Raw genomic sequence first — 234 nt, 5'->3', positions numbered from 1 at the left:
CAGGCACATTCTTCAAAAGGCACGCAGTCACGACGATGAGTGCAAGCACTCACCGCGACGCTCCCACGGCTTGTAGGCACACGGTTTCAGGTACTCTTTCACTCCGCTCCCGCGGTACTTTTCACCATTCCCTCACGGTACTATCCACTATCGGTCACCAGGGAATATTTAGGCTTAACGGGTGGTCCCGCCAGATTCACACAAGGTTTCTCGGGCCCTATGCTACTTGGGTGG

Annotated in this window: 1 rRNA gene; it reads right to left on the bottom strand. The window is 55.1% G+C overall.

The features are described from left to right. Positions 1 to 234, bottom strand: a 23S ribosomal RNA gene (locus RNC47_RS37525); the annotation flags it as partial.

Source organism: Streptomyces millisiae (genome assembly GCF_031845425.1).
Lineage (GTDB): Bacteria > Actinomycetota > Actinomycetes > Streptomycetales > Streptomycetaceae > Streptomyces > Streptomyces millisiae.
The sequence above is the reverse complement of the archived record's forward strand: the minus strand, read 5'-3'. Positions and strand labels throughout refer to the sequence as shown.